Annotated in this window: 22 protein-coding genes and 2 pseudogenes; 7 read left to right on the top strand and 17 right to left on the bottom strand. The window is 67.2% G+C overall.

All coding sequences use genetic code 11. The features are described from left to right. Nucleotides 1-47: 47 nt before the first annotated feature. From MMSR116_RS15860 to MMSR116_RS15820, 9 genes are all read right to left on the bottom strand, one after another. Nucleotides 48-995 (bottom strand): MBL fold metallo-hydrolase, encoded by a 948-nt coding sequence (locus tag MMSR116_RS15860; RefSeq protein WP_039892205.1) that lies wholly within the window; start codon nucleotides 993-995, stop codon nucleotides 48-50. Beyond that, nucleotides 995-1,672, bottom strand: a complete 678-nt coding sequence (locus MMSR116_RS15855; RefSeq protein ID WP_010682133.1) for a c-type cytochrome — start codon at nucleotides 1,670-1,672, stop codon at nucleotides 995-997. Before MMSR116_RS15855 ends, MMSR116_RS15860 begins: the two co-directional genes overlap by 1 nt. Continuing rightward, the gene (gene soxC, locus MMSR116_RS15850) at nucleotides 1,656-2,963 is read right to left on the bottom strand and encodes a sulfite dehydrogenase (protein ID WP_010682134.1); all 1,308 of its coding nucleotides are present in this window, start codon (nucleotides 2,961-2,963) and stop codon (nucleotides 1,656-1,658) included. Before soxC ends, MMSR116_RS15855 begins: the two co-directional genes overlap by 17 nt. Nucleotides 2,964-3,016: 53 nt before the next feature. Continuing rightward, nucleotides 3,017-4,696 (bottom strand): thiosulfohydrolase SoxB, encoded by a 1,680-nt coding sequence (soxB, locus tag MMSR116_RS15845; protein ID WP_010682135.1) that lies wholly within the window; start codon nucleotides 4,694-4,696, stop codon nucleotides 3,017-3,019. 15 nt (nucleotides 4,697-4,711) lie between these two features. Beyond that, nucleotides 4,712-5,575 carry a sulfur oxidation c-type cytochrome SoxA gene (gene soxA, locus MMSR116_RS15840; RefSeq protein WP_010682136.1) on the bottom strand — a complete coding sequence of 288 codons (864 nt, stop codon included), beginning with the start codon at nucleotides 5,573-5,575 and terminating at the stop codon, nucleotides 4,712-4,714. Nucleotides 5,576-5,634: 59 nt separating this feature from the next. Continuing rightward, a complete protein-coding gene (soxZ, locus tag MMSR116_RS15835; protein WP_010682137.1) occupies nucleotides 5,635-5,964 on the bottom strand; it encodes a thiosulfate oxidation carrier complex protein SoxZ in 330 nt (109 codons plus the stop codon). Nucleotides 5,965-6,003: 39 nt separating this feature from the next. After that, nucleotides 6,004-6,474, bottom strand: coding sequence for a thiosulfate oxidation carrier protein SoxY (gene soxY / locus MMSR116_RS15830; protein ID WP_010682138.1), 471 nt, complete (start codon nucleotides 6,472-6,474; stop codon nucleotides 6,004-6,006). Between the two features lie 27 nt (nucleotides 6,475-6,501). Then, a complete protein-coding gene (gene soxX / locus MMSR116_RS15825) occupies nucleotides 6,502-6,978 on the bottom strand; it encodes a sulfur oxidation c-type cytochrome SoxX (RefSeq protein ID WP_010682139.1) in 477 nt (158 codons plus the stop codon). 167 nt (nucleotides 6,979-7,145) lie between these two features. Then, on the bottom strand, nucleotides 7,146-7,721 hold the full coding sequence (locus MMSR116_RS15820; protein WP_010682140.1) for a thioredoxin family protein: 576 nt from the start codon (nucleotides 7,719-7,721) through the stop codon (nucleotides 7,146-7,148). A gap of 241 nt (nucleotides 7,722-7,962) precedes the next feature. Between MMSR116_RS15820 and MMSR116_RS15815 the strand changes: the two genes are divergently transcribed. Together MMSR116_RS15815 and MMSR116_RS15810 are read left to right on the top strand one after the other, a co-directional pair. After that, a complete protein-coding gene (locus tag MMSR116_RS15815) occupies nucleotides 7,963-8,304 on the top strand; it encodes a regulatory protein SoxS (RefSeq protein ID WP_010682141.1) in 342 nt (113 codons plus the stop codon). A gap of 33 nt (nucleotides 8,305-8,337) precedes the next feature. Continuing rightward, the gene (locus tag MMSR116_RS15810; RefSeq protein ID WP_010682142.1) at nucleotides 8,338-8,694 is read left to right on the top strand and encodes an ArsR/SmtB family transcription factor; all 357 of its coding nucleotides are present in this window, start codon (nucleotides 8,338-8,340) and stop codon (nucleotides 8,692-8,694) included. 13 nt (nucleotides 8,695-8,707) lie between these two features. Here MMSR116_RS15810 and MMSR116_RS15805 read toward each other — a convergent pair whose 3' ends face one another. The 4 genes from MMSR116_RS15805 to MMSR116_RS15790 all read right to left on the bottom strand — a co-directional run bounded on the left by MMSR116_RS15805 (nucleotide 8,708) and on the right by MMSR116_RS15790 (nucleotide 11,775). Beyond that, nucleotides 8,708-9,751, bottom strand: coding sequence for a YeeE/YedE family protein (locus MMSR116_RS15805; RefSeq protein WP_039892207.1), 1,044 nt, complete (start codon nucleotides 9,749-9,751; stop codon nucleotides 8,708-8,710). A 33-nt stretch (nucleotides 9,752-9,784) separates the two neighbouring features. After that, the gene (locus tag MMSR116_RS15800) at nucleotides 9,785-10,669 is read right to left on the bottom strand and encodes an MBL fold metallo-hydrolase (RefSeq protein ID WP_010682144.1); all 885 of its coding nucleotides are present in this window, start codon (nucleotides 10,667-10,669) and stop codon (nucleotides 9,785-9,787) included. Nucleotides 10,670-10,704: 35 nt separating this feature from the next. After that, the gene (locus tag MMSR116_RS15795) at nucleotides 10,705-10,917 is read right to left on the bottom strand and encodes a YgaP family membrane protein (RefSeq protein ID WP_010682145.1); all 213 of its coding nucleotides are present in this window, start codon (nucleotides 10,915-10,917) and stop codon (nucleotides 10,705-10,707) included. A gap of 72 nt (nucleotides 10,918-10,989) precedes the next feature. Continuing rightward, nucleotides 10,990-11,775, bottom strand: coding sequence for a sulfite exporter TauE/SafE family protein (locus MMSR116_RS15790; protein ID WP_010682146.1), 786 nt, complete (start codon nucleotides 11,773-11,775; stop codon nucleotides 10,990-10,992). A gap of 216 nt (nucleotides 11,776-11,991) precedes the next feature. Between MMSR116_RS15790 and MMSR116_RS15785 the strand changes: the two genes are divergently transcribed. Next, nucleotides 11,992-13,692, top strand: coding sequence for a bifunctional protein tyrosine phosphatase family protein/NAD(P)/FAD-dependent oxidoreductase (locus tag MMSR116_RS15785; protein ID WP_010682147.1), 1,701 nt, complete (start codon nucleotides 11,992-11,994; stop codon nucleotides 13,690-13,692). A gap of 68 nt (nucleotides 13,693-13,760) precedes the next feature. Further along, nucleotides 13,761-14,381 carry a response regulator gene (locus MMSR116_RS15780; RefSeq protein ID WP_039892208.1) on the top strand — a complete coding sequence of 207 codons (621 nt, stop codon included), beginning with the start codon at nucleotides 13,761-13,763 and terminating at the stop codon, nucleotides 14,379-14,381. A 164-nt stretch (nucleotides 14,382-14,545) separates the two neighbouring features. On the opposite strand, the pseudogene MMSR116_RS15775 reads toward MMSR116_RS15780, so the two are convergent. The 4 genes and pseudogenes from MMSR116_RS15775 to MMSR116_RS15760 all read right to left on the bottom strand — a co-directional run bounded on the left by MMSR116_RS15775 (nucleotide 14,546) and on the right by MMSR116_RS15760 (nucleotide 16,415). Continuing rightward, nucleotides 14,546-14,979 (bottom strand): annotated as a pseudogene (locus tag MMSR116_RS15775) (DUF6691 family protein). Then, nucleotides 14,976-15,317: pseudogene (locus tag MMSR116_RS15770) on the bottom strand (YeeE/YedE family protein); the annotation flags it as partial. The pseudogenes MMSR116_RS15775 and MMSR116_RS15770, both read right to left, overlap by 4 nt. Nucleotides 15,318-15,369: 52 nt before the next feature. Beyond that, entirely contained in the window at nucleotides 15,370-15,756 is a 387-nt protein-coding gene (locus MMSR116_RS15765) for an ArsR/SmtB family transcription factor (protein ID WP_010682150.1), read from the bottom strand. Continuing rightward, nucleotides 15,756-16,415, bottom strand: a complete 660-nt coding sequence (locus MMSR116_RS15760; protein ID WP_051072109.1) for a peroxiredoxin — start codon at nucleotides 16,413-16,415, stop codon at nucleotides 15,756-15,758. The genes MMSR116_RS15765 and MMSR116_RS15760 overlap by 1 nt, the downstream gene beginning before the upstream one ends. 228 nt (nucleotides 16,416-16,643) lie before the next feature. On the opposite strand from MMSR116_RS15760, the gene MMSR116_RS15755 reads away from it, so the two are divergent. From MMSR116_RS15755 to MMSR116_RS15745, 3 genes are read left to right on the top strand one after another with little or no spacing between them, the layout of a single operon-like run. Further along, complete coding sequence (locus tag MMSR116_RS15755; protein ID WP_010682152.1) at nucleotides 16,644-18,068, top strand: cytochrome ubiquinol oxidase subunit I; 1,425 nt, start codon at nucleotides 16,644-16,646, stop codon at nucleotides 18,066-18,068. A 12-nt stretch (nucleotides 18,069-18,080) separates the two neighbouring features. Continuing rightward, complete coding sequence (gene cydB, locus MMSR116_RS15750; protein ID WP_010682153.1) at nucleotides 18,081-19,091, top strand: cytochrome d ubiquinol oxidase subunit II; 1,011 nt, start codon at nucleotides 18,081-18,083, stop codon at nucleotides 19,089-19,091. Beyond that, on the top strand, nucleotides 19,091-19,189 hold the full coding sequence (locus MMSR116_RS15745) for a DUF2474 family protein (RefSeq protein ID WP_106428208.1): 99 nt from the start codon (nucleotides 19,091-19,093) through the stop codon (nucleotides 19,187-19,189). The genes cydB and MMSR116_RS15745 overlap by 1 nt, the downstream gene beginning before the upstream one ends. Nucleotides 19,190-19,314 lie beyond the last annotated feature (125 nt).

The raw sequence follows: 19,314 nt of genomic DNA, 5'->3' as shown, positions 1-19,314 counted from the left end.
TCGAACGATCCTGATCCAGGACGCGCGCTCCTTTTGGAACCCTCTCGTCAGGTCTGCAGGAATCGATAGCTGTCGCCGGCACGCTCGACATGTCCGACGCCCGAGCCCGGGAGATGAAAGCCAACGAGCGTCATCCGCTCGTTCGCCAACCGGTCCAACAGGGTCAGGCGGGTGCGGGAAGCGAGGTCGCGGTCGAGATCGCTTCCGAACGCCCAGGCGGGACGCCGGAACGACAGGATGCCATGGCTTAGGGCATCCCCGCCGATCAGTACCTGATCCCGTCCCGCTTCGACCAGGACGGAGGCGTGGCCGGGTGTATGCCCCGGCGTCGCGACGTAGGTGAGGCCGGGAGCGATGCTCTCGCCGGGCTTACGACGCTCCATCTTCGACTCAAGACGGCGCAGGGTCCGTCGCGAGCCTACGGAAAGACCCTTCAGCCAGTCGGGCACCAGGTTCTCGACGTCGTCGCGGGTCCAAAAATCCCATTCCGCCGCCGGCACCACGTAGCGGGCATTGGGAAACCGTTCGCTGTCGTCGAAATCGTCGATCGCGCCCCAGAGATGATCGGGATGGGCGTGCGTGAACACGACCTGGGTGATCGCCTCGCGCGAAATGTTCCGGCTCTCCAATGTCTCTCCGAGCTTGCCCGCCGTAGGCTGAAATGAGTTGCCCGAGCCAGCATCGATCAGGATGATCTCCGAACCAATTCGCACGAGGCTCGCGTTCGTCGGGATTGGGGTGGCCTCCGCGCGCTGGCCCTCGACCTTGAAGACAGTCTCCACCTCCTCGCGCGGCGTGTTGGGCAGCATGAACGCGAGGGAGGAGGACAGCGTGCCGTCGCTCGCCGTCTCGATGGAGGCGCCGCCGACCTTCAGTGCTTCCTCCGGGTTGGCCGACGCGCTGTTGGTCGGCCACGCGCTCGCGAGGCCTACCGCAAGCCCCGCCATGAAGAGACGCCTGTCGCAGCGCGATCCCGGGATAGGGGCGCCGGTCATCATTGGACCGGCGGCGCCTTCTTCGCGGAGTCGGCAGCCTTGTTGGGCGTCACGTCGAGGATGCGCGCATGGCTTGTGATGGTCGCCTCTTTGGGCAGGCAGTTGGTCATGCAGGGCTTGGCCGTCCAGAACTCCTTCTCCGCCGTCTCGCGGTCGTCCATGAAGAAGTTCTTCTCGTTCGGCAGGCGGATGCTGGCGAGGTTCTTCTCGTTCACCTCGAAATCCTGATCCTTCAGAATGTCGTTGAGATAGAGGAGATAGGCCGTGACCGAGTAGGTCTCGTCCGGCGTCAGGGTCTGAGCCGCGCCGAACGGCATCGCCCGGTGCACGAAGTCGAAGACGGTCGAGACGTAGGGCCAGTAGGACCCAATGGTCTTGACCGGGTTCTCCGACTTCAAGGTCCCGGATCCGCCAGCGAGTTCCGGCCACCGGCCCGCGCCTTCGCCGAACTCGCCGTGGCAGCTGGCGCAGCGCTCCTGGAAGATGGTCTCACCGAGTGCCGCCGTGCCCTTGCCGACCGGAAGCCCCTGGCCGTCCGGCCGCACGTCGATGTCCCAGCCCTTGATTTCCTCGGGCGTTGCCGCGCGGCCGATGTTTAGGCGCTCGGCCGCCACCGGCGTCGCGGCGAAGAGGATGGCCGAAAGGGCGGCCGGAATGAGGTTACGCGACCTCGACATTCTCGATCTCCCCGGTGGGCAGCACGTGCCAGGTCTGGATGCCGTTGTTGTGGTAGATCGAGTTCAGGCCGCGATGCTGGCGCAAAGCCGCCTTGGTCGGCTGCACATAGCCGGTCTCGTCCCTGGCGCGGGACTGGAGCAGCAGCGGCTCACCGTTCCAGTCGAACTCGTAATAAAAGCGCGTCAGCGCCTTATCGAGGACCGGACCGTCGAGGCGGGCGGCGCGCCAGTTGCGACCGCCATCGAGGGAGACGTCCACGCCATTGATCGCCCCGCGTCCCGACCACGCGAGGCCCGAGAGCACGGTGAAGCCCTTGCCGTGAATGGGCGCCTGCGGGCTCGGATTGGTGATCACGGACTTCGCGTCCATGGCCCAGGTGAAGCGCCGCGCCTGTCCGTCCGGCATGAGGGCCGTGTACTTCGAGGTCTCCTCGCGGGTGTGCCAGGGCTCGTCGCCGACCTTGATCCGGCGCAGCCACTTCACCCACATATTGCCCTGCCAGCCGGGCAGGACGAGGCGCAGGGGATAACCGTGCTCGGGATAGAGAGCCTCGCCGTTCATGGCGTAGGCGACGATGGCGTCGTCGAGCGCCTTCTCGATCGGCACCGAGCGGGTCATGGCCGAGGCGTCGGCCCCCTCCGGCAGCAGCCACTTGGCGTTCGTCTTGAGACCCGCCTCTTCGAGCAGGCGCTTGAGCGGCACGCCCGTATACATGACGCAGTGGATCATGCCGTGGGTGAACTGGCAGCCGTTGAGCTGCGCGCCCTTCCACTCCATGCCGGAATTGGCCGCGCATTCGAGGAAGGCGATCCGGTTGACGCGGGGGAAGCGCTTGATGTCCTCCAGCGTCAGCATCAGCGGCTTCTCGACGAGGCCGTGGATCATCAACCGGTGCTCGGCCGGGTCGATCTCGGCGATGCCGCCATGGTGGCGCTCGAAGCCGAGGCCGTTGGGCGTGATGATCCCCTCAAGCTGGTGCAGCGGCGTGAAGCTCACCGAGCTCTGGCGAGAGGCGGTCAGCCATTCGACGTCGCGGCGGATCACGTCCGCCTCGAACTTCGAGGGGCGGCCATAGGGCCGGCTCACGACGCCGTCACCGAGGGATTGCGACCATTCCGGCACGTTCGGCGGCAGGTTCTTCGCCTCTGGCGCGGCGGCGGCCGCACGGCCCGCGAAAGCGCCGGTTCCCACCCCGGCGCCGACCGCTCCGCCCAAGGCGAGGCTGGTGCGCAGGAAGGATCGGCGGGAGGTCGGCCCGGACGGATCGGGGCGCGGCTTCGGTTCAGACATCGGTCTCTCCGAACTGTTTCAAGTATGGCAATGTGTGAATATCTTGAAGACGACTAGGCGCCACGGACGGTGACCTGCGCGGGCGTCGGGTTCACCGTTCCCTTGGCCTTGATGTGCGAGGCGACGACGTCCCAGATCGGCGGACCCTCGGTCCCCTCGTTGACGCTCGCCCAGCCCGCCACGGTGTAGCTGCTGCCGGCCTCGATGGGTTTGCCGGTGCGCAGCAGGGTGAGGTCGGAGATGCGGCTGCCAGCCGGGCGGGCGACATCGATGGCGTAGGACACGCCCCCCACCCGAACCATGTCGCCCCCCTGCTGGTAGTACGGGTCTGCGTTGAAGAGGTTGTCGGCCACGTCCTCCAGCACCTCCTTCAGCCGGGCGCCGGTCATGGGCATCCGGTAGGCCGCCGGGTAGGTGATGGCGGTGGCGTTGTAGACGTCCTCGTGGGTGATCGCTTGTCCGGGCAGGAGGGTCGTGCCCCAGCGGAAGCCGGGCGAGAGGGCGATGTCGGCCTCCCGCTCGGACAGGAGCGCATCGCAGATCAGGTCATCGAGGGTGCCGTTGAAATTGCCGCGCCGGTAGAGCAGGGCCTCGGTCCGCCCGAGTTCCTGGCTCAGCATCGTCTCGTGGGGTGCACGGATCGCCTGGATCTTGGCCGCCATCGCCTTCTGCGGGGCGATGACATCGGAGAAGATCGGGATGAGCTTCGAGCGGTAGCCCTTCACGGCGCCGTCCCGCACGTCGAGGTCGACACGGGTGAGGAACTTGCCGTGGCTGCCCGAGGCGATGAGCAGGGTGTTGCCGACCTTCACCGCCTGCGGCAGCGCATCGTGCGTGTGGCCGGTCAGGACGACGTCGATTCCCTTCACCCGCGAGGCGAGTTTGCGGTCGACGTCGAAGCCGTTGTGGGAGAGCAGCACGACAAGGTCGGCGCCCTCTTTCCGGGCCTTGTCGACGCTCGCCTGGACATCCTCCTCACGAATGCCGAAGGACCAGTTCGGAATCATCCAACGCGGGTTGGCGATGGGCGTGTAGGGGAAGGCCTGCCCGATCACCGCGACCTTCGCGCCACCGCGCTCGAACATCTTCGTGGCTTCGAAAGCCGGCTCGTTCCACTCAGCGTCGCGGACGTTCTGGCCGAGGAACGGGCAGCCGAGCCCGTCCACGATCTCCTTCACCCGCTCGGTTCCGAGGGTGAACTCCCAGTGGCCGGTCATGGCGTCTGGCTTCAGCAGCGCCATGCAGTCGACCATGTCCTGGCCCTTGCTCACCATCGAGGTGTAGCTGTTCTGCCAAGTGTCGCCGCCGTCGAGGAACAGCACCTTGTCGCCGCGCTCGGCGCGGATCGCGTCGAGCACCGTGGCGATGCGGTCGAGGCCACCCATCCGGCCGTAGCTGCGGGCCAAGGCGACGTAGTCCTCCGGCGTTAGCGCATAGGCCAGCGGCGAGCCGCCGGGGATGCCGTAGAGGTCGAGGTAGGCGCGTCCGGTGACGTGGGGGACCTGACCGCGCGCCTCGCCCACCCCGAGGTTGGTCGAGGGCTCGCGGAACAGCACGGGCCGCAACTGCGCGTGGATGTCGGTCAGGTGGACCAGGGTGACGTTGCCCATCGGCTCGAAGGCCAGGAGGTCGTCCTGGGTCAGGCGCTGCTGGGCGAAGGCGCGGGTCCAGCCTGTCGGCACCAAGGCCGCGGTGGCGGCGGCGATCTGCAGGAAGTCGCGGCGTGAGGTCATGGGACGATCCGACCCTTAGTTGCGCACGGCAGGCGTCTCAACCGGAAGGCCGAGGCCGCGCCACGCGACATAGGTCTCCAGGGCGAGGAACTCGTCGGAGAGCGGCTTGAACGGCGTGGCCCGGACGTCCTGCATGCAGCCCTCCATGCGCTCGTGCAGCGGCACCAGCCGCTGGTCGCGCAGGCGGTAGACGGGGAAGCCGTTGCTCTGCCCCTGGCTGAGGAAATCGGCGCGAAGGTATTTGCCGTGGTTCTTCTCGTGGCAGCTCGCGCAGGCGAGATCGAGCTGGCCGTTCCGCTGGTAGTAGAGCGACTTACCGCGCTCGAACCAGGGCGTCATCGGCCCGTCCACCTTCACGGCGACCGGCATCCCCCGGGACTGGTTGCGGATGTAGGTGGTCATCGCCGTGAGTTCGGGCGAGCCGAAGGCGTAAGGCTCGGCCTTCAGGGCGCCGCTGCGGCAGATGTTGATCCTCTGCTCAAGATTGATTGGCTTCCCGAGCTTCTCGTTCCACTTCGGATAGGCCGCCGCGACGCCCTTCATCGAGGTCGAGGCCTCGTTGTGGCAGCTCGCGCAGGACTTGCCGGCCGCGCCATCGACCTTCGACCAGAGTTCCTCGCCCTGCTCGACGGCGAGGAAGCCCGGATTGTTGAAGTCGTCGGCCTGCATCTCCTGTGTTTCCTTGGAACGGAAATACAGGCCCGAGACGACTTCCTCGAACGGAGAATCCGGGCTCTGGGGCTTCATGCCGTGCGCCTGCCACGCCGGGCGCTCGGACGCTTCCTTCGCGACGGGCGCCGACGGCATGTCCTGTGCGTGCGGCGCGACGGCCAACGCGACGAGCGCGAGCGCTGTAAAGGCGAGAGTTGGGCGGACCATGGTGAGGGCTCCGGCGCGGCGGGGAAAGGCGCTCCGGGGCGAACGGCCCCGGGCGCGCGTCAGGCGACCTTGATCTGCTCGGTAGCCTGGATCTTCGACCCGTCGTCATCGACCCAGGTAAAGGTCAGCGCTCCGGATTCCTCGGGCTTGATCTTGAACTGGAAGTAGGGATTGGCGGAAACTGCGCTTTCGATATCGGCGCTGAAGATCGTCTTGCCGTTCAGGTCACAGGTGAACTTGTTCAGGATCTTGCGCGGGATCGTCTTCCCGTCCTTGTCCTTGCGCTGGCCGGATTCCATCGTGTGGGAGACGAGCGTCTTCACCTCGATGATGCCGCCCTTGGCGACTTCCTTCTTGTCCAGTTTGATCCGCGGCTTCACGTCGGCCATTTGGTCCTCCCGTCCTCGTTCGATGCTGTCGCGTGTGGGTTAGCCGCCGCAGCCGCCGATGGTGACCTTCACCTGGCGGACGTCGCTGAAGACCGAGCCGTCGTTCATGCGGGCGACCGCGATGACGTTCTGGGTCTCTGCGAGACGGATCCGGGTGTTCGCCTCAGCGACGCTCGACGGCGTGAAGTGGAAGCTGATGACGCCGGGGTTCGGATTGCCCTCGGCGACGATCATTACCTCCTCGACGTAGCTTTCAGCCGTCATCGGCCCGTCGACGCTCACCGTCATCGGCACGGTGTTGCCGTTCTCGGCGATCTCGGGGAGTTCGAGCTTGACCCTGCCCTTCACCGGCTCCTTGCCGCGGGTGAAGGCCTTGATGGCCTCATCGGTCGCGGGCTTCGCCGCCAGGGCCGGGCCGGCGCGGAAAGCGAAGGCGGTAGCCACCATGGCGCCGGTGCCGAAGGCTAGGGCTTGGCGGCGGCTCAATGCGGGGATCTTGGCAGAGGTCATGGCAAGCGGCTCCTTCAGCCCGCGAGATCACTTCAAGGTCGTGAGGTAGGCGACGACGTCCTCGACCTGCTGCGCGGTCAGGATCGGCTTGCCCTGGAATTCGGCGCGCACGCGGTGGAGGCCGTCGATCCGGTAGAAGGCCGGCATCACGGTCGCCTCGGTGAACACGTGCTTTGGGTTGACGATGATCATCCGCAGATGGGCCGCGTCCCACCGGCCTGCGACGCCGTCGAGGGAGGGCCCGACCTCGCCGTGGAAGGATTCGCCCTTGAGCGACGAGACCTGATGGCAGCCGAGGCAATTGCCCTGGCGCCGGTTCACGACGACCTTCGCGCCGGCCGACGCATCCCCCGGCTTGTCGGTGAGCGGCGCGGGGATCGCGTCGCTGCCGTCGATGGCGACGATCTTGAACGGGGCGAGCCCGGTGGAAGCTGTCTCGGCTCCGGCGGCGGTCGCGAGGACGCAAAGTCCCGCGAGCGCAAAGGCTGTGATCGGCCTGCGCATCTGGCGTTTCCTCGGTGCGCCGTCATTGCGGCGGGTGCGGTCTACTTGGACCGCTCTCCATGCCGGCGGGCGAACCCATCGACATATGCGAATTATTGCAAGTTTGACGCGGATCGCCTCCAAGTCAAGCTGGAATTGCGAGGCCGTTGACTATCGCGGCCCGACTGTCAGCCCCGCTGCGCCGTCTCCGGGGAGCGCAGGTAATCCTGCAAAGTCGTCCGCTCGTTGGCGCGCTCGGCTACGAAGGCGAAGGTCCGGCGGAACTCCTCCGGCGGCACGTAGCCCCGCATTCGAAGGATCTCGCGCTGCTGGGGCGTCTTGCCCGCGAGCGCCGTTTCGTCCGCCGGGAAGAATTGAACGGTGGGCGTGGAGCGGATGCCATATTTCTCCGCGAAAGCCTTCTCGGAGAGGGTTTGACCGTCAAAATCGGTGACCTCCCGCGAGCCGATGAAGTTCAGTTGCAGGATCTCGAAACGCTCGCGGATGAAGGCGCTCGTCGCCGTGTCGGCGAAGTTCACGAGATGGATCTGCTTGCAGAAGGGGCAGCCCTTCAACTCCCAGAGGATGGCGAGACGCTTACCGTGCTCCCGCGCGGCCTTCAGATCGTCGGGGAGATCGAGGAAGCTTTCGAGGAACCAGGGCTCCCGGTAGAGGCCGTCATCGCCTTGGGTCGCCTCGGCCATGGCCCTGGTGGGCAGGCCGAGCGCGAGGGCACCCGCTAGAAACCGGCGCCGGGTCGACATGGCGTCCCCTCCAAATATTCTAGTTCCTGCATGTGTAGAGCGATTGTCCCGCCCCTGGCAATCCGGTCCTCCTAACATCCGGCCGCCACTGAAGCCGCGCGGACGACGGCGGCTCCGTGCCGAGGGCGATCACGATCTTGGCGGCTGCGCCGTTACCCCTCGAACACATTCGTCTTTTGCTATATCAGGATCGATGGTCCTGGGCTTGGGAAGGCCAATGCGGAGAACGAGGCGAGCGGTCATGGCGGGGGCGTGGGGGTTCGCCCTATGGCCCGGCATCGTCAATGCCGCCGAGTTGATCAAGTTCGAGCGGCGCGGCTGCCCGTGGTGCAAGGCGTGGGACAAGGAGATCGGGCCGATCTACCCGAAGACAGATGTCGGGAAGCGGGCGCCGTTGCGCCGTGTCGATCTCGACGCAGGCCTCCCTCCCGGACTCACGCTCAAGCGCCCGATCCGCTACACACCAACATTCGTCCTCGTCGAAGACGGGTCCGAGCTCGACCGGATCGAGGGCTATCCGGGTGAGGATTTCTTCTGGGGGCGGGCCGAGCGGTTGCTCGAACGGCTCCCCGGATCCCCGTGACGGGCTTCGGGCGGCGAGGAAAAGGGTGGGATGATGCCGTTGCAACAGGCGCAACCGGTGACGAGCGTCGAGGTCCCGGGCAGCCTCGACCTGGATCTGTTGCTGGCCAATGCCCGCGATGCCAGCGAGCTGCTCAAAGCCCTCGGGCACGAAGCGCGCCTCGTCATCCTCTGTCTGCTGGTCGAAGGCGAGCGCTCGGTCTCGGAACTGGAGCAATTGCTGAATCTGCGGCAGCCGGCCGTGTCCCAGCAACTGGCGCGGCTACGGGCCGACGATCTCGTCGAGGCTCGCCGCGACGGCAAGAACATCTACTATGCGCTGGCCCGGCCCGAGGTCCGTGAGATCATCGCCGCCTTGCACCGGGCGTTCTGCAACGGACGGACGCCGTAGTCTTCGAAGTGCCTCACGCGTGCCGGTCCACGAGATAGTAAAGACCCGCGCGAGCCCCGACGAGGATCGCGCCGAGGGCGAGGATCGAGCCGACCGAGAGCGTCGAGAGCCCGCTCAATCCCTGGCCAATGGTGCAGCCCAGCGCCGTGACGCCGCCGGTGCCCATCAGGAGGGCGCCGAGCAGATGGCGTTTTACCTCGCGGGCATCGTCAGGTGCCTCCCAATGAAATTCCCCCGCAGCGCGCGCCGCCGCGAAGGACCCGAGCACGACGCCCACGACTGAGGCCACACCGAAATCGATCCGCGTGCCGCTCGCGAGCATGGCGTAGAGGAGAGTATCGCCGACCGGCCGTGCGAAGCTGAAGGAGCCGACCGCCCGGGTTTCGAACTCATCGAAGCCCGCGCTCCCATTCGTCCACCACCCGGCGACAATGACGAGCCCGATGGCGATGGCGCCGAACCAAAGCCTTCTGGCCTGGCGAAAGTTCTTGCTCGTAAGCGCCACGATACAGAGGCCGATCCCCGCAACGACGCTGAAGGCCACGCGGCTGGTTCGATCCAGCCCCAGGAGCGCCCCGAGTCGCTGGCTGCCGAGATCTAGGCTCAGCGGTTCGGTGATCGTCACGCGCAGGAAGGCTGTCAAGCCGCTGATCGCCATGTAGGCCGCGAGGCCGAGCACGAGGAGGACGAGGAGGGCACGCAGGTCTCCCCCGCCGAGCCGCAGCAACGCGCCGAAGCTGCAGGTGCCGACGAGCGCCATTCCGAAGCCGAACATCGTCCCGCCGAGGATCATCGCGCCCCATTCGAGGTGCGGCCCCGCATAGATCGACCGTGCGAGGTCGAGACCGAATTCGGATTCCAGAAGCTGCGTGCCCACCACGGCGATGCCGGTCGCCAGCAGCCATGCCCGGGCGCGGCGCGTGTCGCGCGCATAGACGGCATCTTCGATGGCGCCCAACGTGCAGAACCGCCCCCGACGCGCGACCATCCCAAGCACGGCACCCAGCACGAGGCCGAGTGCCGCCCGGACAAGATGCGCAGGCAGGAGGTCTATCATTAGCTCAGGTACGCCCAATACCGATGAGCTCTGTCAAACGCCCAGTTCCGCTCCGCCTTTCAGTTTGACCGGAATGGTCAGGTAATGAACGCCATTCGCCTCGGCCGGGGGAAACTTGCCGGCGCGGATATTGACTTGGATAGACGGCAGAAGCAGGCGCGGCGCAGCCAGGGTCGCGTCCCGGGCGGTGCGCATGGCGGTAAACTCCTCCTCGCTCACGCCCTCCTTCACGTGAACGTTGCGCTCGCGCTGCTCGCCGACCGTGGTCTCCCAGGCGTACACATCGCGGCCCGGCGCCTTGTAGTCGTGGCACATGTGCAGAACTGTCTCCGGGGGCAGCGTCAGAAGCTTGCGGATCGAGCGATAGAGCGTGCGCACGTCGCCGCCGGGGAAGTCGGCCCGCGCCGTGCCGAAATCGGGCATGAACAGCGTGTCGCCGACGAAGACGTGGCCGCCGATGTGGTAGCAGATGTCGGCGGGCGTATGGCCCGGCGTGTACAGCACCTCGACGGCGAGGTTGCCGATGGCAAACGCCTCGCCGTCCACGAACAGCCGGTCGAAATCGCTGCCGTCGGTCTTCAGGTCGGTGGCGTTGAAGACCGGGCGGAAGATCTTCTGGACCTCCTTGATGTGCTCGCCGATGCCGATCTTCGCGCCGGTCTTCGCCTTCACGTAGGGCGAGCCGGACAGGTGATCGGCATGGGCGTGGGTCTCCAGCGTCCACACAACGGTGAAGCCGTCCTCTCGGGCGGCCTTGAGCATGGCCTCGACCGAGCGGGTGTCGACGCTGCCGCCGCTGTGATCGTAGTCGAGTACGGGGTCGATGAAGGCGGCCTGCTTCGTATCGGGATCGGCCACGATGTAGCTCACCGTGTTGGTGGGCTCGTCGAAGAAGGCGCGGATGACGGGCTCGGTCATGGGTGGTCTCCTGTCGGTGAAGGGCCTGCCGTCGTTCAGGCGCCGGGGATTCGGCGGCGGCAGGTGTTGAGGCCAAGGATCGTGTAGGCGGGGCAGAAGCCGACAAGCGCGGTCAGCGCGAGCACCGCGCCGACGCCGGCGGCGACGTAGGCCCAGACATCCGTGAGCATCGTCAGGCCCAGCCCGGCGACGATGATGCCGGCGGCGAGACGCAGCATGCGGTCGGTGCTTCCAACGTTGGCGGTCATGATCGCTCTCCAAAGCGGTGCCGGGGGTGATTGCCGAAGCGAGCGTGGCACCGGGCGCCCACTTGGTAGGGGTCAGGGCGTCGCGGCGAACGCACTGGCGTTGCGGTAGAGCATGTAGCCGGCGACCACGAAGATCACGGCGGCAAACACCGTGTTGAGCACGCCCTTGTAGCCGGCGAGGCGGTTCGCGAGCCGCATGCCGAGGAAGCCACCGAGAATACCGCCGGCGATGAACTCCCCAGCCACGACCCAATCGACCATCCCGGACAGTGCGTAGTTCAGCGCGGTGGCAAGGCCGAATGCACCGACGGCGAGGAGTGAGGTACCGACCGCGTTGATGAGCGGCATGCCGGTGGCGAAGACCAGGCCCGGCACGATCAGGAAGCCGCCGCCGATCCCGAAGAAGCCCGACAGGACGCCGACGGTGAAGGCCACGCCGGTCACCCGCCAACTCGGCACCGGGCCGCAGCCGACCGGTTCGCTCGATCCTCCCTGGCCTCTCCGGCCGCGCAGCATATGCACGCCGACGACGACCATCAGCAGCGCGAACAGGAACAACAGGCGCTGTCCGTCTATCGCCTTACCGAGGGTTGAACCGACAAAGGCGCCGAGGATGCCGATTCCCGCGAAGACCGCCGCGCAGTTCCAGCGCACGTTGCCAGTCCGCGCATGACCGATGAGCGTGAGGAAGGCGTTGGCCGCGACGGCGAGCGCGCCGGTGCCGATGGCGAGGTGCGGCTGGGCCATGCCGACGACGTAGAGCAGCAACGGGGTTGCCAGGATCGAGCCGCCCCCGCCGATCAGGCCAAGCGTGAAGCCGACCCCCGAGCCGGACAGAAGGGCGGGAAGCGCATTCATTGACCGGTGACCTTCACGTCCAGAGGCCATGCCGGCGACCGGTCGAACCAGTCGGCGGCGGATCAGCCTCGATCCCGACGCAGCCGTCATCTGATAAAATTACAAAATGACGGTCCGTCGCTTCGGTCGTTGATGAACCGCATTGCATTGCTCGTCAATACATGATTTATAGAAATCGTCAGTCAAAATATAAATATATCATATGAGGATCTCGTCATGGACGTCAAGTGCCTCTCGCCTGACCTGTCGGTCACGGGTCAGCTCACCCCCTCCGATCTCACCGCGGCGGCCAAGACGGGCTTTCGCGCGGTGATCTGCAACCGGCCCGACGGCGAAGGCGGCGACCAGCCGGGTTTTGCGGAGGTGGAGGCCGCCGCGCGTGCAGCCGGCCTGGAGGCGCGGTACCTGCCCGTCCTGTCGGGAAAGGTGTCCGACAGGGATGTGACGGCCTTCCGCGGCGAGCTCGCGGCCCTGCCGAAGCCGGTGCTCGCTTTCTGCCGCACCGGGACTCGCTCCGCGACGCTGTGGGCGCTCGGCGAGGCGGCGGCCGCGCGGCCGCTTCCGGACATCCTGGCTGCCACAAAGGGGGCGGGATACGACCTGAGCGGCGTCGTCCGGCGCATCGCCGCGGGCGGCCGCATACCCACGGACCACGCCGACCACTTCCACAGTGTGGTGGTCGTCGGGGGCGGGGCCGGCGGCATTGCCGTCGCGGCGAGCCTGAAGGCGCGCAAGCCCGACCTCGACATCGCCGTCATCGACCCGGCGGACGTCCACTACTACCAGCCGGGCTGGACGATGGTCGGGGGCGGGGTCTTCGCGCCCTCCGACACGGCCAGGACCATGGCTTCCCTGATTCCGGACGGGGTGAGATGGATCAAGGCGGCGGTTGCGGCCTTCGAGCCCGAGCGCAAGGCGGTGATCTTGGAAGGCTGCCGGGTGGTGCGCTACGACCGCCTCGTGGTCGCGCCCGGTCTCAAGCTGAACTGGGCAGGAATCGAGGGTCTTCCCGAGACCCTCGGGCGGAACGGGGTCACCTCGAACTACCGCTTCGACCTGGCCCCCTACACTTGGGACCTCGTGCGGAACCTGCGCGCGGGACGCGCCGTGTTCACGCAGCCGCCGATGCCGATTAAGTGTGCCGGCGCCCCACAGAAGGCGATGTACCTTTCCGCTGACCACTGGCTGCGGCAGGGGCGGCTCGGGGACATCGCGGTCGAGCTCTACAATGCCGGCCCGGTGCTGTTCGGCGTGAAGGAATACGTCCCGGCGCTGATGGAGTACGTGAAGCGCTACGACGCGCACCTGAACTTCAACCACACCCTGACCCGGATCGACGGTCCGGCGCGGCGCGCGTGTTTCTCGCGCAAGGCGGAGGATGGCGCCTGCGAAACGGTCGAGACCGACTTCGACATGATCCACGTCGTCCCGCCCCAGCAGGCGCCCGACTTCGTCCGCGTCTCGCCCCTAGCCGATGCCGCCGGCTGGGTCGACGTGGACTCCGGGACCCTGCGCCACCGCCGCTTCCCCGACGTCTACGCGCTCGGCGACGCCTGCAACGCGCCCAACGCCAAGACCGCCGCCGCCGCGCGCAAGCAGGCGCCCGTGGTGGCCCACAACCTCCTCGTCGAGATGGGCCACCTGCGTGGATCCGAGGTCGCCTACGACGGCTACGGCTCGTGCCCGCTGACCGTGGAACGGGGCAAGATTCTGCTCGCGGAGTTCGGCTACGGCGGCAAGCTCATGCCGAGCTTCCCCGCATGGCTGATCGACGGGACGAAGCCGAGCCACCTCGCATGGCTCCTGAAGGAGCGGATGCTGCCCCCGATCTACTGGAAGGCCATGCTCAAGGGACGCGAGTGGATGGCCAAGCCGGAGGGAGGCGCGCCCAAGCCGGCCGGGAAGGCCGCCGCCTGAAACCAGGTCGCGCCGTATCGGTGACGGCGGCCATGCTCCGGGCCTTACCGGCGCTTCGAAGAGTGGTGATGGACCATGTCTGGAAGGAAGGTGCGGTGGTGACCCGGGGCTGCTCGCTTCTCGTCGACGCCGACACTGAGGGTTCGCAGGTCCTCGTGGAGGCACTGCGTTCGCTAGGGCACCGGGTGACCGCCTTCCCAAGCCTGCGCTACGCTCTCGATTGCGTACGCGAGCCTCCCGACGCGTTCCTCCTCGATTACGGCAGCCTCAGGGGCCGCGGTCCGTCCGCCGTCGGCATCTTGCGAGCCGGCTTCCCCGACGTCCGCATCATCTTCCTGTCGCACATCGCCTCGGTGGCCGGGGCCGTGGCGTGCATGAAAGCCGGAGCGGACGAGTTCCTGACCAAACCGGTTTCCGCCGACGAGATCGATACCATGCTCAGACGGAGCGTCGATGCCCCCGCGCGGAAGGCGGTGCCTAGCTTGGCGGAGGCGACCCGCTCGCACGCCCTGGCGACCTTGCGTGGCGTCGGCGACGACCTGCCCACGGCGGCACGCCTGCTCCGAATCAAGGTCCTGACCCTCCAGCGCATCCTCGACGGCCCGATTTCGACCGCACGACCCCAAACCTCGGCCGAAGTTCCGGACATTGAGGCCCGGGCTCGGAGCGCCCTCGGCGCGCATCGTTGAAACCGGTTGTCCAGCGGGATTGTCCGCATGGCCATTCCGAGGGTGGCCCGTCGGTCGAGCGCGCGAAGCCGGAGCCGCGCGTCGTGGCCCAGGGCCACTGGGCTCGGGCATCGATTTCTCTCGGCACCACCAGGCCTCGTGGGGCTGAACAGTTGCCGGTTAGCTCACGGCGCTCTGCGCCGGCGGATGCCAGCGAGGCCGTGAACTGACATGCCGACCAGCATCGCCGCCACGAAGAGGGTGATCTGCGGAAGTCCCAGGAAGAGCCCGGCGAACGCCGGGCCGGGACAGAGCCTGGCCAGCCCCCAGCCGATCCCGAACAAGGCGGCTCCGATCAGCAGGCGCGCGTCCGGCCTCGGGTTCGTCGGCACCTCGAACCGCGGCGCAAGGCAGGTCTGGCCATTCGGGACTTGACCGCCTAGCCGAGCGCCGAAACGCCGTCGGCACCACCGAGCACGAAGGCAAGGCTCGGGTCCCAGGGGCCGGTCGCATCGAGAAATCCCAAGACCTTCTGCTGGTCCGTCATCCCGGAGAGGGCGAGACCGAGGCCGAACAGTAGGCCGGCCGCCAGGGCGGACAGGAGGCGGAACGCGTTTATAGAAAAAAGCCGTGCCGGGTGAGGAATACGGTGAGGATGGCGGCAGCCATGAAGGTCGCCACAGCCGCGACCGACCTCGGCGCCAGACGGGCGAGGCCGCAGACCCCATGCCCGCTGGTGCGGCCCAGGCCGAGCCCGGTGCCGCAGCCGACGAGCGGCCCCGCAAGCGCCAGCAGCCGCCAGGGTTGGTCTAGATGGACTGCCGGCCAGTCCCCCGACAGGAGCCGGAACAGTGCCTGACCGGCGACGAGCCCCACGAGGAAGGCCGCCCGCCAAGCCGCATCGCGATCCGGCGGGGTGAGGAGGCCTCCGGCTATGCCGCTGATGCCGGCGATGCGCCGATCAGCCCGCCGCTCGCGAGCGGCGCGAGGAACGGGGCGAATGCTCCCATCACGGGTCCCCCACCTGTCCGAACATCGCCGCCTGGCCGAGCGCCCGCCTCCGCGCGTCCGGACCGCGCACGGGCACGCTTCTCCGGGGTCGGCCCGCGATCAGGATGTCGTCGAACGCGTCGAGGAGGGCCCGCATGCGGGCGTCGCTCAGGCTGTAGAACACCACCTTATGCTCGCGGCGCGTGGCCACGACCTCGGCGTTGCGTAGCTCCGCGAGCTGCTGCGACAAAGTCGGCTGACGGATGCCGAGCTGCTGCTCGATCTCCGAGACGGACCGCTCTCCCCCCGCCAGTAGATACAGGATGCGCAGCCGGTTCGGGTTAGCGGCGACCTTAAGGAGGTCGGCGACCCGGATAGCAGTCGCCTCGTCCGTGCCTGCGCTCATCACAGGCTTCCCAGCCGGTAGTACCAATCCTGCCCGGCGATGCCGGACTGGGCGAGCTCGTCGCTCGTGAGGGGCGGGTTCACGAGCACCTGGTCGCCGGGTCGCCATCCCTCCGGCGTCGAGACGTCGGACGCGTCGCAGGCCTGTAGCGCCTGCACCAGCCGCAGGATCTCGGCGATGCTGCGGCCCACGGTCAGCGGGTAGGCGACCAGGGCTCGCACGATGCCTTCCGGATCGATGACGAAGGTGGTCCGGACGGTGGCGCTCGACGTCGAGCCGGCTGGCAGCATGCCGTAGGCGCGGGCGATGCCCATTGCGGGGTCCTCGACGATGGGGAACGGCACCCGCACGCCAAAGCGCTGCTCGATGCTGTGCTTCCAGGCCAGGTGCGAGGACAGGCTGTCGACGGACAGGGCGAGCAGGTCGCAGTCGATGTCCTGGAAGGCGTCGTAGGCATTGGCAAACGCGACGAACTCGCTCGTGCAGACAGGCGTGAAGTCGGCCGGGTGGGAGAAGAACACCAGCCAGCGCCCGCGATACGAGGCGAGCGTCCGCGTGCCCATCGTCGTCCGCGCGCGAAAGTTCGGCGCCGCGTCCCCGATGATCGGCGGGCAAGCAGGCGATGGCGCGAGCATATCGTCGTCGTTTTCGATACTCATGGAACAAGGCTCGTGGTGAGATGGTGGTCTCGAACAACCTGCCGAAGGGCTTGCCGCCGGTCAATATGTAATTTCATACGTTGTATGGTATCGTATCATAATTTTATATTGACACGCCCGAGCCGCGGCATATGAAGGTGTGGCGACGCTTCAGCGGCGGGCCGGATTCGGTATGGTCCATGCCGGGCTTTGCGGACGTCCCCATTCCACCAGAGGCAGGGCCAGCAGATGCTTGCCGACCATCTCCCGAGTGCGCTCAATCTCGCGCGTAGCCAATTCGCCTTCACGGTCGTCTGGCACTTCCTGTTTCCGGCCTTCACCATCGGGCTGGCGAGCTACCTCGCGGTCCTGGAAGCCTTTTGGCTGGCGACGGACAAGCCGGTCTATCTCGACACCTACCGCTACTGGTTGAAGGTCTTCGCCGTGGCCTTCGCCATGGGCGTCGTGTCCGGTCTGGTGATGAGCTACCAGTTCGGCACCAACTGGTCGGTCTTCTCGGACAAGACCGCCCCCGTGCTCGGGCCGCTGCTCGGCTACGAGGTGCTCACCGCCTTCTTCCTGGAAGCGGGCTTCCTCGGGGTGATGCTGTTCGGCATGGAGCGGGTCGGGCCGCGCCTGCACTTCATGGCGACCTGTCTCGTCGCGGGCGGCACCCTGATGTCGGCATTCTGGATCCTGTCCGCCAATTCGTGGATGCAGACGCCGACCGGCCACATCCTCGACGCCGACGGTCGGTTCGCGCCCGAGGATTGGTGGGCGGTGGTCTTCAACCCGTCCTTCCCTTACCGCTTCGCTCACACCGTGACCGCCGCCTACCTGACGACGGCGATGATCGTCGGCGCGGTCGGCGCGTGGCATCTGCTCCGCGACCGGGCCAACCCCCGCGCCCGGCTGATGTTCTCCATGGCCATGTGGATGGCGGCCCTCGTCGCTCCCGTGCAGATGGCGCTCGGCGATCTCCACGGCGGCAACACCTATCACCACCAACCGGCCAAGGTCGCGGCGATGGAGGGGCATTTCGACAGTGTGGCTCGTGCGCCCTCGATCCTGTTCGGCTGGCCGGACGCGCAGGCCGCCGAGACGAAGTACGAGATCGGCATTCCCGGCCTCGCGAGCCTCTATCTCGCGCACGACCTGAACGCGAAGGTCACGGGCCTGAAGGACTTGCCGCGCGACACGTGGCCTACCAACCTGCCGTTCGTGTTCTGGGCCTTTCGGGTGATGGTCGGGCTCGGGATGCTGATGATCGGCCTCGGCCTGTGGTCGCTGTACCTGCGCTATAAGGGCCGCCTGTTCGAGACGCCCTGGCTGCACCGCTTCGCCGTGGCGATGGGTCCCTCGGGTTTGATCGCGGTGACGGCAGGCTGGGTGGTGACGGAATCCGGCCGCCAGCCCTTCACGGTCTATGGCCTGCTGCGTACGGCGGACAGCGTCTCGCCCATCGCCGCGCCGGCCGTGGCGGCCTCGCTCGCGGCCTTCGCGGTGGTCTACTTCGCGGTGTTCGGGACGGGCATCTGGTACCTGTTCCACCTGTTCAACCAGACGCCGCGTCCGCACGAATCCGGCCCGCCCGTCGGCCAGCCGGTCCGCACGGCGGGCATCACCCCGGCGCCCGCCCTGGCAGGCACCCCCCACCTGCAACCGGCCGAGTGAGGAGAGCCCACGATGGAACTCGATCTCACCCTCATCTGGGCGATCCTCATCGCCATCGCCGTTTTCCTCTACGTGGCGATGGACGGGTTCGATCTCGGCCTCGGTATCCTGTTCCCGGCGGTGCGCGGCAAGGCCGAGCGGGACGTAATGGTGAACTCGGTCGCCCCCGTCTGGGACGGCAACGAGACCTGGCTCGTGCTCGGCGGCGGCGGGCTGTTTGCGGCCTTCCCACTCGCTTACGCCACGATCCTGCCCGCCCTGTACATGCCGCTGATCCTGATGCTGCTCGCCCTGGTGTTCCGGGGCGTGGCCTTCGAGATGCGCTTCCGGGTCGCCACACCGCGCGGGCAGCTCTGGTGGGATCGGGCGTTCTCCTGGGGCAGCTTCGTGGCGGCCTTCTGCCAGGGCATCGCGCTCGGCGCCTTCGTCCAGGGCATCAAGATCGACGGCCGCGCCTATGCCGGCGGCTGGTGGGACTGGCTGACGCCGTTCTCGGTGCTGACCGGCCTTGCGCTCGTCGTAGGCTACGGCCTGCTCGGGGCCTGCTGGCTGATCTGGAAGACCGACGGCGAATTGCAGGTCCGCGCCTACAACCTCGCCAAGCCGCTGGCGGTGGCGACGCTGGTCCTCATCGCCGTGGTCTCGGCGACGATGCTCGCGATCAGCGCCCCCTTCCGCGACCGCTGGCTCGGCCTGCCCGGCCTGCTCGTCGGAGCACCGGTGCCGATCCTGGTCGGGCTCCTGGCGTGGCGCTTCACCCATGCCCTGGAGCGGAGGGAGGAGGTGACACCCTTCCTCTGTGCGCTGGGCTTTTTCCTGCTGTCCTATATCGGGCTCGGCATCAGCATGTGGCCCTACATCGTGCCGCCGAGCGTCACGATCTGGCAGGCGGCGACGCACCCGAAATCGCAGGCCTTCCTGCTCTACGGCGCGGCGGTGCTGGTGCCCCTGGTGCTGGCCTACACGGCCTACGTGTACTGGCTGTTCCGCGGCAAGGTCACGGCGGAAGCGGGGTACCATTGATGCGCAAGCTCGGCTGGTTCGTACTGCTGTGGGCGATGAGCGTGGCGAGCCTCACCGCAATCGCCCTGCCGCTGCGGTGGCTGCTCAAGTCGGTGTGAAGGGTCTCGGTCGGCCCATTGCAACCGTGATCCTGCATGCCACCCCCTCAGGATGCTTCGGCCCTTGGTCGGCCCCCTTGCGCGGTTGGGCCGAGACATACCTTTGCCATAGCGAGGCCGGAGCC

The organism is Methylobacterium mesophilicum SR1.6/6 (assembly GCF_000364445.2).
GTDB classification, from domain to species: domain Bacteria; phylum Pseudomonadota; class Alphaproteobacteria; order Rhizobiales; family Beijerinckiaceae; genus Methylobacterium; species Methylobacterium mesophilicum_A.
The sequence above is the reverse complement of the archived record's forward strand: the minus strand, read 5'-3'. Positions and strand labels throughout refer to the sequence as shown.

Bases quoted from the DNA above. Each gene is read 5' to 3' on its own strand.
- MMSR116_RS15765 (WP_010682150.1), bottom strand. From the start codon at position 15,756: ATGAGCGCAGGCACGGACGAGGCGACTGCTATCCGGGTCGCCGACCTC.
- soxA (WP_010682136.1), bottom strand. From the start codon at position 5,575: ATGGTCCGCCCAACTCTCGCCTTTACAGCGCTCGCGCTCGTCGCGTTG.
- MMSR116_RS15820 (WP_010682140.1), bottom strand. From the start codon at position 7,721: ATGTCGACCCGGCGCCGGTTTCTAGCGGGTGCCCTCGCGCTCGGCCTG.
- soxC (WP_010682134.1), bottom strand. From the start codon at position 2,963: ATGTCTGAACCGAAGCCGCGCCCCGATCCGTCCGGGCCGACCTCCCGC.
- MMSR116_RS15795 (WP_010682145.1), bottom strand. From the start codon at position 10,917: ATGACCGCCAACGTTGGAAGCACCGACCGCATGCTGCGTCTCGCCGCC.
- MMSR116_RS15760 (WP_051072109.1), bottom strand. From the start codon at position 16,415: ATGAGTATCGAAAACGACGACGATATGCTCGCGCCATCGCCTGCTTGC.
- MMSR116_RS15805 (WP_039892207.1), bottom strand. From the start codon at position 9,751: ATGATAGACCTCCTGCCTGCGCATCTTGTCCGGGCGGCACTCGGCCTC.
- MMSR116_RS15810 (WP_010682142.1), top strand. From the start codon at position 8,338: ATGCCGTTGCAACAGGCGCAACCGGTGACGAGCGTCGAGGTCCCGGGC.
- MMSR116_RS15780 (WP_039892208.1), top strand. From the start codon at position 13,761: ATGGACCATGTCTGGAAGGAAGGTGCGGTGGTGACCCGGGGCTGCTCG.
- soxZ (WP_010682137.1), bottom strand. From the start codon at position 5,964: ATGGCCGACGTGAAGCCGCGGATCAAACTGGACAAGAAGGAAGTCGCC.
- soxY (WP_010682138.1), bottom strand. From the start codon at position 6,474: ATGACCTCTGCCAAGATCCCCGCATTGAGCCGCCGCCAAGCCCTAGCC.
- MMSR116_RS15755 (WP_010682152.1), top strand. From the start codon at position 16,644: ATGCTTGCCGACCATCTCCCGAGTGCGCTCAATCTCGCGCGTAGCCAA.
- MMSR116_RS15785 (WP_010682147.1), top strand. From the start codon at position 11,992: ATGGACGTCAAGTGCCTCTCGCCTGACCTGTCGGTCACGGGTCAGCTC.
- MMSR116_RS15855 (WP_010682133.1), bottom strand. From the start codon at position 1,672: ATGTCGAGGTCGCGTAACCTCATTCCGGCCGCCCTTTCGGCCATCCTC.
- cydB (WP_010682153.1), top strand. From the start codon at position 18,081: ATGGAACTCGATCTCACCCTCATCTGGGCGATCCTCATCGCCATCGCC.
- MMSR116_RS15860 (WP_039892205.1), bottom strand. From the start codon at position 995: ATGACCGGCGCCCCTATCCCGGGATCGCGCTGCGACAGGCGTCTCTTC.
- MMSR116_RS15790 (WP_010682146.1), bottom strand. From the start codon at position 11,775: ATGAATGCGCTTCCCGCCCTTCTGTCCGGCTCGGGGGTCGGCTTCACG.
- MMSR116_RS15800 (WP_010682144.1), bottom strand. From the start codon at position 10,669: ATGACCGAGCCCGTCATCCGCGCCTTCTTCGACGAGCCCACCAACACG.
- MMSR116_RS15815 (WP_010682141.1), top strand. From the start codon at position 7,963: ATGGCGGGGGCGTGGGGGTTCGCCCTATGGCCCGGCATCGTCAATGCC.
- MMSR116_RS15745 (WP_106428208.1), top strand. From the start codon at position 19,091: ATGCGCAAGCTCGGCTGGTTCGTACTGCTGTGGGCGATGAGCGTGGCG.
- soxB (WP_010682135.1), bottom strand. From the start codon at position 4,696: ATGACCTCACGCCGCGACTTCCTGCAGATCGCCGCCGCCACCGCGGCC.
- soxX (WP_010682139.1), bottom strand. From the start codon at position 6,978: ATGCGCAGGCCGATCACAGCCTTTGCGCTCGCGGGACTTTGCGTCCTC.